Below are 11,826 nucleotides of genomic sequence, written 5' to 3' on the forward strand. Positions count from 1 at the left end.
TAACCGACCCTATTCGGGCCTGGCGCAGGTCCCCGGCAAGCGGATTGGGCATTCCTTTCTTGCACTGCAAGAGTATTCCGTCTGTCGAATCAATGCAAATCCAATCGATCAGCCGCCAAACGCGGAATGTTGGGCAAGCCTCAGAAACCACGCCGGAAACAGGCCGATCCCAATGGTGCCGGCGGCCGTGAGGGCAAGTGTGGCGCGGACCGAGGGCGTCAGCGCCGGGTCGAATGAGCCCTCCGGCTCACGCATGTAGATTACCATGACGATGCGGATGTAGAAATAGGCGGCGACGACGCTCAAAAGCACTGCGATTACGGCGAGCAGGATGAAACCCCGCTCGACGAGCGCGACCAGCACGTAGAACTTGGCGAAGAACCCAGCCGTCGGCGGAATGCCTGCCAGAGAGAACAGATAAAGCAGCATCAGAAGTGCCAGTCCGCGATGCGACCTAGCTAAACCGGCGTAGTCCTCAATGACCTCGCCTGAGAAATTGCCGTTTCGCATCATGATGACGGCGCCGAAGATGCCGAGATTCATGAACGTGTAGATCAGCAGATAAAGCATCACGCCGGCGACCCCGTCAGCGCCGCCGGCCACCACCCCGAACATCGCAAAGCCGGCATGGGCGATGCTGGAATAGGCCAAGAGGCGCTTGAAATTGTCCTGCACAAGCGCCACGAAACTCCCGAGCGCCATCGTCACCACCGCAATGATCGCGATGATGATCCAAACATCCGAGGCTGCGACCAGCGGGTTGAGGAATACTCGCAGGATCACCGCGAACCCGGCTGCCTTGGGGCCTACCGACATGAAGGCGGTGATGGTCGTCGGCGCGCCTTCATAGACGTCCGGCACCCACATATGGAACGGCACTGCGCCAACCTTGAACGCCAGCCCCGCAACGATGAAGACCACCGCCAGCAGCAATCCGGGATCGAGCGGCTTGCTGGTCACCGCCGCAGCCATCCCGTCCAGCTGCGTCGTGCCGGTGAGCCCATAGACCAGCGAAGCGCCGTAGAGGAAAAGCCCCGTCGAGACCCCACCGAGGATCACGTATTTCAAAGCCGCCTCGTTCGACCGCCGTTGCCGCCGCAGGAATCCGGTCAGCACATAAGTGCAGAGTGCCATCAGTTCGAGGCCCACATAGATCGACAGGAGGTCTGTCGCCGAGGCCATGATCATCATTCCCGAAAGCGCGAAGAGCAGCAGGACATAATATTCGCTGCTCCCGATCTCTTCGATCTCGACATATTTCCACGAAAGAAGGAATGTCAGCCCCGTCGCCAAGTAGAACACGATCTTGAAGAAGGCCGAAAAGCGATCGGCAATGAACATGTCCATGTATGCCGGCCTCACCTCGCCCGCCAGCATGAGCGTTCCCAAGGCGGCGATCAGCACGATCGCGACGGAAGCCCAGACGAGGAATTGCTCCTGCCTTTTTGGCACGATCTGTCCCAGGATCAGCAGGACACAGGCCCCGACCACCACCACGATCTCGGGCAGGCTCGCGAGAATCGACTGCAACAGCGCGGCAGCGGTCATTGGCGACTCCCCTTACCGTGCACTTGCACCAACAGATGCTTCATCGAGGCGTCGATGATGTCGAGAAATGGTTTTGGATAGAGCCCGACCCAGAGCACGAGGACGGCTAGAGGCAGGATCGCTGCCAATTCGCGGGTGTTCACGTCTCGGATCTCGAACCGCCCGGCGACGCTGGCGGGACCGAGCGCGACTTTCCCATACATGCCAAGCAGATAGGCCGCGCCTAGCAATGCCCCCAGGACGGCGACCGCACCAATGGCCAAGTTGGCCGCAAACCCGCCTGACAGCACCAGCAACTCGCCCACGAACGAGTTCGTTCCCGGCAGCGCCATTGAGGACAAGATGAACAGCGCAAGAAATGTCGTGTAAACCGGCGCCACCTTCATCAGCCCGCCATAGTCGGCGATGCTGCGCGTATGGGTCCGCTCGTAGATCAGACCCACGACCAGGAACAACGCGCCTGTCGTTACGCCGTGATTAAACATTTGCAGGATGCCGCCCTCGAGCCCGCGTAGGTTCAGGGCGAAAATCCCCAGGGTCACAAAGCCCATGTGGCTGATGCTGGAATAGGCCACCAGCTTCTTCAGATCATCCTGCGCCAGGGCAAGCAGCCCGCCGTAAACGATGGCAAGCGCGGAAAGGGCCAGCATCAGCGGCGAATAATGCACCGACGCTTCCGGCAGCATCGGCAGCGAGAACCGCAGGAACCCGTAGGCGCCCATCTTCAGGAGCACGGCGGCGAGGATGATGCTGCCTGCCGTAGGCGCCTGCACATGAGCGTCCGGCAACCATGTATGGACCGGAACCATCGGCACTTTGACCGCGAAGGCGATCAGGAAGGCGAAGAACAGCCAAGATTGGACCTCGAACGGCAAATCCTGCGCGGTCAAGGCGAGGATATCGAAGGTCGCGCCGCCGTGGAAATAGAGCACGATGATACCGACCAGGAATAGGACGCTGCCCGCCAGGGTGTACAGGAAGAACTTGAACGCCGCATAGACACGGCCGTTGCCGCCCCAGACGCCGATGATCACGTACATCGGGATCAGCATCGCTTCCCAGAAGACGTAGAAGAGGAACAGGTCGAGCGCGCAGAACACCCCAAGCATCAGCGTCTGCATGACCAGCAGGCTGATCATGAACTCCTTCACCTTGCGTTCGATCGCCACCCATGAGGCGAGTACACAGATCCAGCCTAACAGTGCGGTCAGGAATACGAAGAGCGCGCTGATTCCGTCGACGCCAAGTGCGTAGGTGATCCCGAGCGCAGGCACCCATGGGCGCGTCTCGGTGAACTGCATCTCGTGAGTGGTGATGTCGAAGCCGGCCAGCATCGCGATGGCGAGGGCGAAGTCGAGGACGGTGACGCCAAGTGCCGTCCATCGCACCGCGTCGTCATTGCGGAGAAGCATCAGAATTGCGACCCCGATGGCGGGCATGAACACGATGAAGCTGAGCAGCGGTAACTCCATTAGGCCCCCCTACCGCCACACCACAGCGAATACGGCGGTCGCCGCGATCACGCCGACGATCATCGCCAGCGCATATTGGGTCACGACGCCGGTCTGGAGATGCCGCAGCGCCTCGCCAGTGCTCAGGATCGCCCGAGCGACACTATTCACGACGGCGTCCACCTTGTTGTGATCGATCCGCAGCCCGGTCCGCGCCGCTCCGTGCAGAAAGGGAAGTACCGTGGTCTCGGACACGTCGCTCACCGCCTTCTCGTAGCGTGCCAGCGGGTTCTCGGCGAGCCACAGGAAGCGTCGCGCACCCTTGCGATAGAACCAGTCGGTGTCGATGCTGATCGTGTTCTCAGGATCGAGCGCCTTGAGGAACAGCACGAACCCCAATGCGGTGAACATCAGCAGGCCGAGGCTCTCGGTGATATGGACGGCGGTGTAGGGTTCGAAGTCGACCGGATGGGGTAGAAGCGCATAGAGCGGCTGGGGGAACACTCCGATCGCGATGCAGAGCACCGCCGCCATGCTCATCGCAATCAGCATGTTGCGGGGAGGTTCTCGCGCCTCCAGCTTCCGGTCCGTGCCGAAGAACATGTAGTATGGGAGCTTGAGCCCAGTGTGCAGGAAGGTCCCGGACGATGCCATCGTCAGCGCGAGCACGACCAGCGCGCGGTGATCCTGTCCGGCGGCGGCTATCACCATGGATTTGGTGACGAAGCCCGAGAAGAACGGAAATGCCGAGATCGCAAAGGCGCCGACCATATAGAGCGCCACAGTCAGCGGCATGGTCCTATAGAGCCCACCAAGCTCGGTGAGCTTGCGACGCCCGGCGACGTAGATCACCGCCCCCGCACCCATGAAGAGGAGCGCCTTGTAGAGAATATGCGCGAAGGCATGACTGGCGGCTCCGTTCACCGCCATCTCGGTGCCGATGCCGATTCCGGCTACCATGTAGCCCACTTGGCTGACGATGTGATAGGCCAGGAGCCGTCGACAGTCGTTCTCCAGCACCGCGTAGACGACGCCGTAAAGCGCCATCACCGTGCCGAGCCAGACCAGAAGTTCGGTCCCCGGAAACGCCCGTGCCAGCACATAGACAGCCGTCTTGGTCGTGAAGGCGCTCATGAACACCGCCCCGGTGACGGTCGCCTCCGGATAGGCGTCGGTCAGCCAGGCATTGAGCGGCGGCACAGCAGCATTGAGCATGAATCCGGCAAGGATCAGGTAGACCCCGACGTCCATCCCACTCTCGATCGGGCCGAAGCGAAGCGAGCCGACAGCAAGCCCATGGGCAATAATACCGCCGAGCAAGGCGAGCCCGCCGGTGATGTGGACCATGAGATACCGGAACCCGGCGCGGATCGCCTGCCGACTACGCTGGGCGAAGACCAGATAGGCAGAGGCGAACGCCATGACTTCCCAGAACAGAAACAGGGTCAGATAGTCGCCGGCGAAGACGACGCCGAGCGCGCTGCCGACGTAGACGAACGCCGCCACATGCTGGCCGGCATGTGTCAGGTGTAGCGCATAGACCATGCCGATCAACGCCATGATGGTGAAAACGGTGGCGAAGACGATGCTCAGTTTGTCGACCTTCGCAATCAGGATGTCCTGTCCGATGAACCGCGCTGCGCCATAGTCGCCCGGCTGCATCGTGAGCACGGCGAGGATTGCCAGCGCCGGTACCAGCAGCAGATAGATCTTGCGGATCAATCCCTTCAGGAAGGGGATCGGCAGGGCGCCAAGAACAAGCAGCAGCGTGGGATGGACGAAGTCAGTCATAATAGTCCTCGCGCCGCATCAGCCCGCCCTGATGGCCGAGGAACTTGGAAACGAAGATCAACAGCACGCAGGAGGCGAAGCCGTAAACGGCCGACCAGCCCGGCAGGCGGTCCCAAAAGTATTCGCCGTGTTCGCGGGGGACTAAAAAGTCTGAAACGACGATCAGAACGAGTGTCAGGTGGAACAGACGGCGCCGTATCTTCGCATATTTCCCGTCACCGAAGAAATCAACGATGTGCCTGATCATCTGACCACCTCCTCCGCCAAGGAAAGAAAGTAGTCGGGGAAGAGACCCATCGACACCGACAGGATGGCGGTCGCGACCAGCGGGATCGTCACCAACGGTATTTCACGGACTGTCGCAGGGCTCTCCACTGCCTCTGTCTCGAAGAAGGCGAGATAACTGACAGGCAGGAAATAGGCGGCATTCAGGACCGAGCTTGCCAAGAGAACGATCAGGAACGCGACTTCCCCCGCCTCCACCGAACCCAGCGCCAGATACCACTTGCTGACGAAGCCCGCTGTCGGCGGTATCCCGATCATGCTGAGCGAGGCGATGAAGAAAGCCCCCATCGTCCAGGGTAGCCTGCGGCCGATGCCGGCCATATCGCTGATATTCCGTTTGCCCGACGCGCAATAGATTGACCCGGCGCAGAAAAAGAGAGTGATCTTGGAGAACGCGTGCGCCGCGATGTGAATGATCCCGCCGATCATCGCAGCCGGCGACAGCAGAACCGCACCCAGCACGATGTAGGAGAGTTGGCTGACCGTCGAATAGGCGAGCCGCGCCTTCAGGTCGTCCCGCGTCAGAGCGTACACGGACGCCATCAGGATGGTGAACGAGACCAGATAGGCTGTGGCGATGCCGAGACCTAACTCATCCATCAGCCCTGTGCCGAAGACATGGAACACCACCCGCAGCACACAGAACACGCCCATCTTGACCACGGCCACCGCATGCAGGAGCGCGCTCACCGGTGTCGGTGCCACCATCGCAGCGGGCAGCCAAGCGTGCATAGGCATCACCGCTGCCTTGGCGAAGCCGAAGAGATAGCAGAAATAGATGACCGTCAGCAGCCCGGCCGAGGCATCGACCCCTGCCAGCAGCCCTCCCGCCACAAAGTCGAGCGACCCCGCAACGTGGTAGGTCAGCGCCAGCGCGGCGAGAAGCACGCTTTTCGACGCGCCCATCAAGTAGACGAGGTACTTGCGGCCGCCCGCCCATCCCTCGCCGTCCTCGTGGTGATAGACGAGCGGATAGGTAACGAGGCTGAGCACTTCGTAGAAGATCACCAACGTGAAGAGATTGGCTGCGAACGCGCCCCCGACGGCTGCCGCGATGCTCGCGGCAAAGCAGGCGAAGAACCGGGTCTGTGCGTGCTCATTCAAATGCCGCATGTAGCCGATGGAATAGATCGACGCCGCAACCCACAGCAGCGACGAGACTGTGGCAAACACCATGCCGAGCGCGTCGACCCGGAACGCGAAGTCGATCCCCGGCAGAATCCCGAACAGACGCAAATCGACCGTGCCGCCCGCTAGCACGGTGGGCGCCATTGAGGCGACAGTTGCGAACATGGCGGACGCCGCTAGCGGCGAGACGACATCGCGAAATTTCTCGCGCTTGTTCAGAAGGAGAACTGCCAGTGCCGCCAGAGCTGCGATCGCGACGGCAAGCAGCGGCCGGGTCGATACCACCGGGTTCAAGCCGCTATCCTTTCATGATGGTCACATCGTCGACCTTGAGAGTGGCCTTGTTCCTCACGAGGGCGACCAGGATGCCGAGGGCAACGGCAACTTCCGCCGCGGTGATTGCAATGACGAAGATTGTGAAGATCTGCCCGCGGAAGTCGTCTTGGAAGTGCCCGAACGCGATGAAATTGATGTTAACCGAGTTGAGCAGCAGCTCCAGAGACATCAGAACGACCAGGATGTTGCGCCTGAGCAGCACCCCCGCCGCCCCAATCACGAACAGGACCACCCCGAGCACGATATACCACCAGAGCGGCACCATCACTTCGGCTCCTTCCGCGCCAGCACAATGGCGCCGACCAGAGCCGCCAGCAGGATGACGGAGGCGGCTTCAAACGGCAGGAGGTAGTCGGCGAAAAGCGTCACGCTAAGCTGTCTGATCTCACCACCGATGTGCATAGAGACGGGCTCCGTGACCGAAAATCTGTCGCTCCAGAGCACCAGCACAAGCATTTCGACCCCGAGCAGGACGAGCAACACCAGAGCCGGCAAGTTGCTACCCGGCAAGAACCGCTGCAACACCGCTTCACGCACATCGGTCATCATGATCACGAACAAGAACAGGACCATGATTGCGCCGACATAGACGAAGATCTGGATGACAGCGAGCAACGGCGCCTCGAGCAAGACGAAGATTGCCGAGATCTGCAGGAAACACGCCATCAACGCCAATGCGCTGTGAACCGGATTCCGCGCCAGAACCATGATCAGGGCCGTGATCACGGACGCCGCAGCGAACAGAAAAAAGAAACCCTGATCCATCGACGCCAACCCTCCGATACGAACTATCACTCGGCGGCGACACGGCCAGATTTGAGATAACCGCGCACTTCAGATGCGTCGATGAATTGTGCCCTAATCTCGGATTTTTCTCAAGATTATCGTGATTTGGCGCTGCATCGGCCGTTTCATTGGTGGCTTTGTCAAAGCCTGATGCGGCCGTGGGAACGTCGTTCTGGCGGCTCGGCGAGAGATCATTGATGATCGAACTATGGGCTGGCAGGTTCGGCTGAGGTAGTCCGCAAGCGGCTTTTTCCCGTTCGGCTTGGGCAAACCGCCGAGCAGCTTGCTCTGCCCGCCGCATGAGTTCTTCACAAACACCTGATCCTTTCTCGTCACTGCTGCGGATTTGCGGCAAAGCCAGCTGGGGAGTATGAGGTTTCGTGGGGCAGGTGATCGGCACGTTGGGATATGCATAGGGGGTAAACCAAGGTCGCCGCTCGTTGTTCGTTCTAAACGAACCTCTCCCCGGTAAGCAGTGACATAGGCCGCTCCACACCTCCTCTCCTCTAGGGGGCATTCCGGGCATCGTCGATAATCCATGCCCCATAACCGACGACGCGATCCCGTGTCCCGGCGGCGTCGCCGGAGTTCTCCAGCGCTAGGCGCTGCAGTCCAAGGCTGCGGCAGTCCGCTTCTATGATCAGGCCCGCAATGGCGAGGTACCCGCAAGCATTGTTCGGTCCAAGGCTGGCCCAGTCGCCCCGCTCAATTTGAGCCGCCGTAACTGCATCGAGTTGCCGGGCCGTCTCATAATCATGAAAGTGCGACAGGTCCGAGCTGACCGCGACCAGCGTCTCCGGGCCGCCCCACAGCCGGTCGAGCACGCCGGAGACCTCCTTCGGAGCGGCGTCACCTACCAGCAGCGGGACCAACTCGAAGGACCTGAGGACCGATTGGAGGAAGGGCAGTTCGACCTCAAGGGCATGCTCAGGCGCGTGCGGAGCGTCGGCCCGCAGCATGGGCGTGAAGTCTGCAAGTATGGTGGCGGCATCCTGCGCGACGGGCACACGCCCCAGCGGTGTCTCGAAAGCGTCCACCGTCGGCATGGCGAGGCCGCGAAACGGCACGTAATGCGCGGGCCCGATCAGCACCACCCGCGTGATCGTGTCGGCATGGGGTTGCAACGAGGCGAAGGCGGTGGCAGCCACCTCGCCGGAGTAGATGTATCCGGCGTGAGGGACTATGATGGCTTTGGGAGCCGCCACTGGGGCAATCCTCGCCCCAGCCAATAGCGCGTCGACAGTCGTGCGAAGCTGGTGCGGACTGCGAGGATAGAACCGGCCCGCGACCGCAGCCCGCCTGACCTGCTATTGGTCTCGAACGGATGCCACTGGATGCTGCTCCGCAGGCGGCTCCTCAACCTCATTACCAGAGATAGGTGAGGTCGGCATGGATCAACAGATCTCCCCCGGCAACCCGGGCCGCTACTGGCACCTGCTGGAGGACGGGCGCATCCAGTGCGATGTGTGTCCGCGCCTGTGCAAGCTGCATGAGGGCCAGCGAGGCTTGTGCTTCGTGCGCGCCAGGCAAGGCGATCAGATCATGCTCACCACCTATGGCCGGTCGTCGGGCTTCTGCATCGATCCCATCGAGAAGAAGCCGCTCAACCACTTTCTGCCCGGCACACCGGTGCTGTCCTTTGGCACTGCGGGCTGCAATCTCACCTGCAAGTTCTGCCAGAATTGGGACATCTCGAAAGCCCGCGAGTTCGACCGTCTTCAGGACCGCGCCTCGTCCAAGGCGATTGCCGAGGCCGCGATCGCAAGCAGCTGCCGGTCGGTGGCGTTCACCTACAACGATCCGGTGATCTTTCTGGAGTATGCCGTCGACGTGGCTCAGGCCTGCCGCGAGCGCGGCATCAAGTCGGTTGCGGTGAGCGCGGGCTACATCTGCGATGAGCCACGGGTCGAGTTCTTCCGGCACATGGATGCGGCCAACATCGATCTCAAAGGCTTCACGGAAGAGTTCTACAAGACCCTGTGCTCGGCCCGGCTGGGACCGGTGCTCGATACGCTGGAGTACCTCAAGCATGAGACCGACATCTGGTTCGAGATCACGACGCTTCTGATCCCCGGCGAAAACGGCTCCCCTGCCGAGATCGAAGCCTTGAGCCGCTGGGTGCTGGAGCACTTGGGTCCTGACGTGCCGTTGCACTTCACCGCCTTCCATCCCGACTGGAAGATGCTGGACACCCCGGCCACCCCGCCCGAGATCTTGAGGATGGCCCGCCGGATCGCCCAGGAAGTGGGGCTGCGCTATGTCTTCACCGGCAACACCCACGATGCGGAAGGCCAGAGCACCTATTGCCATGCGTGTCAGGCAGTGCTGATCGGACGGGACTGGTACCAACTCACCGCCTGGAACCTCACCGCCGATGGGCGTTGTGGCAGTTGCGGCACCCCCTGCCCTGGTGTGTTCGAGGCAGCCCCGGGCACGTGGGGGTCGAGACGGCGCTCGGTGGTGCTTCAGGCCGCGGCGGGAAGCGATTACTCCGCTTTTTGATCGGCTGAGATCGGCGCAGGAGCCCACAGCATGAAAAAGGTGCGCAAGCTCTACAGCAGTCCGAACGGCGACCGCTGGTACCTGATCGGCGAGGCATCCGGACACTGAGATGGTTCACGCCTGAGTTCCTGGCGTTGAAGCGGCTTGATCAACCCCCGAGCCGTTGCCCGGATCCGGTCCGGCGTCTCGTCCTGAGCTGTAATGGATAGCATGTGCCCCCTTCCTGAGAGGATCTTCAGCCCCATCCAATCGACCTTGTCTCGCGAAGTTATACCATGGCTCCTGTGATCGAAAAATTCCTTTGCCTGTACCAAAGTGACCGGTCACCCGGATATCAAGAGCCGGGTAGTTTGCTACCGTTCCGGGAATGGTCGTCAATTAGTAGAGCACCGAGGGGAAGTAACAGCCCTTCGGCTCTTGGTAGGTGCCTATCGTCATCAGGTTCATCGGTTTGATCACGCTCATTCCTTGATGCAGGCACCAGCGGAACAGGTTCGCCTGCCGCGTTGGCAGGAGCAGGGAGAGCGGCTCAGCGCTCATGGCTCCGGCGCCGGCCAGGAGCGCTCTCATGTCCAATTCGGTTTCGGCAACGCCGTGGTTCATCAGCCAGAATGTCGCCGCCGAGAGATAGCCCGTGATGCGGCCCTCCCGCTCGACCACGAAGGGCGTGAACACCTGCAGTGCTTCTTGGAGTTCATGACTGCGCCCGATGTCATGGACGGCCGTGCAGAGTTCTGCGCAGGCGTCGACATCTCCAGGGGTCATCGGCCGGACCGCGAAACCCAGATCTGGCCCGCTGCGCGGCGTGCCACGCATGAGCACAAGCGGCTCCCGGACGTCGAACCCGAGCGAGGCGTAGAGCGCAAGCGAGCGGGTGTTGAAGGCGTCCTGGACGAGGCGCACCCCCAAGGCGTCGCGGGCCCGCTCCAGGACGGCTTCCATGAGCTTGCGCCCAACCCCGCTGCCCTGCATGGCCGGGTCGACAGTGATCGGTCCGATGCCACGGATCGGATCCCCTTCGGCCATAAAGACGCTGCCGACCACCCGGCTGTCCAACTCGGCTACTACCCCGTATATGGTCGGGGCCGCGACAAAGGTTGAGGCAAGTTGCGTTCCCGCCTCCACCGATGGGAAATCCCACGGGAAGCCATGCTGATCCGCAATCGCCTTGAAGGCCTCGAAGATGATGCGCCCGCAGGCTTCCACATCAGTAGGCGTGGCGGGGCGGAGTTCTGGGATCATGACCGCTTCCCTCCCTCGCAGTCACGCAGTCGGATGAGCATCGGCGACTGCACTGCGTCGCCGCTCAGACTCTCGCAGATGCATCCATCAGGCAAATGAGATTGCGAACCAGATCGTGGCGAAAGCAATACAGCTGACGATGGCAGCCCACTCTGACACCTTCAGTCGGCCCGATCCTGACGTTGATGAATTGTTCGCACCCATAGTATCCCCTCGATTGGTCCTTCCACGTTGCTGCCAAGGACGTCCAAGGCGTTCAATGGCACCTGCCTCAAGGTATGGCGGGACGCTCGGTCTGGATGTGCTGGGTGACACATCCGTGGCCAAGCTCGCACCCGTCGTGTGGAGGCTGCCGGTAACGAGGCCAGGCGCCCGGCCCTGCAAGAACGCGCCACAGCAACCGTGGCACTCACCGCCGCGTTTTACCTATGGACTTGCTATAGGAGTGAGATCATGGCCAACGAAAAGCCCATCACGGTTCACCCCGACAAGCCGAAGCTCAATCCCGGAGACCAAGCCGATCTTGGCACGCCAGGAGCCGGTGAGAATGTCTGCCGGGAATGCCAGGGCACCGGCAAGCTCGGGGAGAAAGACTGCCCGATCTGCGGTGGCACTGGCGTAGTCATCGAGGAAATCGGAGGCGCCTAGGTGTTTAATCCCGGACTTTGATGGTGCAATCTTTTCGCATGAGTGGAAGGAAGCACTATGGGGCAGGTTCTACACGGCAGCGCCACGACGACAGAGGCAATCCGTCGAG

General features: G+C 61.3%; 10 protein-coding genes and 1 pseudogene. 2 read left to right on the top strand and 9 right to left on the bottom strand.

Going from position 1 to position 11,826, the window contains the following annotated elements; translation table 11 throughout:
• Positions 1-108 precede the first annotated feature (108 nt).
• The 8 genes and pseudogenes from ACS5Q1_RS23045 to amrB form a co-directional block, all read right to left on the bottom strand.
• Positions 109-1,548, bottom strand: coding sequence for an NADH-quinone oxidoreductase subunit N (locus ACS5Q1_RS23045; RefSeq protein ID WP_473100352.1), 1,440 nt, complete (start codon positions 1,546-1,548; stop codon positions 109-111).
• Positions 1,545-3,020, bottom strand: a complete 1,476-nt coding sequence (locus ACS5Q1_RS23050; protein WP_473100353.1) for an NADH-quinone oxidoreductase subunit M — start codon at positions 3,018-3,020, stop codon at positions 1,545-1,547. Before ACS5Q1_RS23050 ends, ACS5Q1_RS23045 begins: the two co-directional genes overlap by 4 nt.
• 9 nt (positions 3,021-3,029) lie before the next feature.
• On the bottom strand, positions 3,030-4,790 hold the full coding sequence (locus ACS5Q1_RS23055; protein WP_473100354.1) for a Na(+)/H(+) antiporter subunit D: 1,761 nt from the start codon (positions 4,788-4,790) through the stop codon (positions 3,030-3,032).
• Positions 4,783-5,037, bottom strand: a complete 255-nt coding sequence (locus tag ACS5Q1_RS23060) for a hypothetical protein (RefSeq protein ID WP_473100355.1) — start codon at positions 5,035-5,037, stop codon at positions 4,783-4,785. The genes ACS5Q1_RS23055 and ACS5Q1_RS23060 overlap by 8 nt, the downstream gene beginning before the upstream one ends.
• On the bottom strand, positions 5,034-6,497 hold the full coding sequence (locus tag ACS5Q1_RS23065; protein WP_473100356.1) for a monovalent cation/H+ antiporter subunit D family protein: 1,464 nt from the start codon (positions 6,495-6,497) through the stop codon (positions 5,034-5,036). Before ACS5Q1_RS23065 ends, ACS5Q1_RS23060 begins: the two co-directional genes overlap by 4 nt.
• Positions 6,498-6,501: 4 nt before the next feature.
• A complete protein-coding gene (gene nuoK / locus ACS5Q1_RS23070; RefSeq protein WP_473100357.1) occupies positions 6,502-6,804 on the bottom strand; it encodes an NADH-quinone oxidoreductase subunit NuoK in 303 nt (100 codons plus the stop codon).
• A complete protein-coding gene (locus ACS5Q1_RS23075; protein WP_203441387.1) occupies positions 6,804-7,304 on the bottom strand; it encodes an NADH-quinone oxidoreductase subunit J in 501 nt (166 codons plus the stop codon). The genes nuoK and ACS5Q1_RS23075 overlap by 1 nt, the downstream gene beginning before the upstream one ends.
• Before the next feature lie 527 nt (positions 7,305-7,831).
• Positions 7,832-8,614, bottom strand: a pseudogene (gene amrB, locus ACS5Q1_RS23080) (AmmeMemoRadiSam system protein B); the annotation flags it as partial.
• Between the two features lie 100 nt (positions 8,615-8,714).
• On the opposite strand from amrB, the gene amrS reads away from it, so the two are divergent.
• Positions 8,715-9,827: an AmmeMemoRadiSam system radical SAM enzyme gene (amrS, locus tag ACS5Q1_RS23085; protein WP_473100358.1), complete on the top strand. Its 1,113-nt coding sequence runs from the start codon at positions 8,715-8,717 to the stop codon at positions 9,825-9,827.
• A gap of 378 nt (positions 9,828-10,205) precedes the next feature.
• On the opposite strand, the gene ACS5Q1_RS23090 is transcribed toward amrS, so the two are convergent.
• On the bottom strand, positions 10,206-11,069 hold the full coding sequence (locus ACS5Q1_RS23090) for a GNAT family N-acetyltransferase (protein ID WP_473100359.1): 864 nt from the start codon (positions 11,067-11,069) through the stop codon (positions 10,206-10,208).
• A 453-nt stretch (positions 11,070-11,522) separates the two neighbouring features.
• Here ACS5Q1_RS23090 and ACS5Q1_RS23095 point away from each other — a divergent pair, with 453 nt between their 5' ends.
• Positions 11,523-11,717, top strand: a complete 195-nt coding sequence (locus ACS5Q1_RS23095) for a hypothetical protein (RefSeq protein ID WP_473100360.1) — start codon at positions 11,523-11,525, stop codon at positions 11,715-11,717.
• Positions 11,718-11,826: the final 109 nt, after the last annotated feature.

The sequence above is a fragment of the Microvirga sp. GN3 genome (assembly GCF_055792825.1).

Coding starts and splice junctions, on each gene's coding strand:
- ACS5Q1_RS23060 (WP_473100355.1), bottom strand. CDS start 5,037: ATGATCAGGCACATCGTTGATTTCTTCGGTGACGGGAAATATGCGAAG.
- ACS5Q1_RS23090 (WP_473100359.1), bottom strand. CDS start 11,069: ATGATCCCAGAACTCCGCCCCGCCACGCCTACTGATGTGGAAGCCTGC.
- ACS5Q1_RS23045 (WP_473100352.1), bottom strand. CDS start 1,548: ATGACCGCTGCCGCGCTGTTGCAGTCGATTCTCGCGAGCCTGCCCGAG.
- ACS5Q1_RS23095 (WP_473100360.1), top strand. CDS start 11,523: ATGGCCAACGAAAAGCCCATCACGGTTCACCCCGACAAGCCGAAGCTC.
- ACS5Q1_RS23050 (WP_473100353.1), bottom strand. CDS start 3,020: ATGGAGTTACCGCTGCTCAGCTTCATCGTGTTCATGCCCGCCATCGGG.
- ACS5Q1_RS23075 (WP_203441387.1), bottom strand. CDS start 7,304: ATGGATCAGGGTTTCTTTTTTCTGTTCGCTGCGGCGTCCGTGATCACG.
- nuoK (WP_473100357.1), bottom strand. CDS start 6,804: ATGGTGCCGCTCTGGTGGTATATCGTGCTCGGGGTGGTCCTGTTCGTG.
- ACS5Q1_RS23055 (WP_473100354.1), bottom strand. CDS start 4,790: ATGACTGACTTCGTCCATCCCACGCTGCTGCTTGTTCTTGGCGCCCTG.
- amrS (WP_473100358.1), top strand. CDS start 8,715: ATGGATCAACAGATCTCCCCCGGCAACCCGGGCCGCTACTGGCACCTG.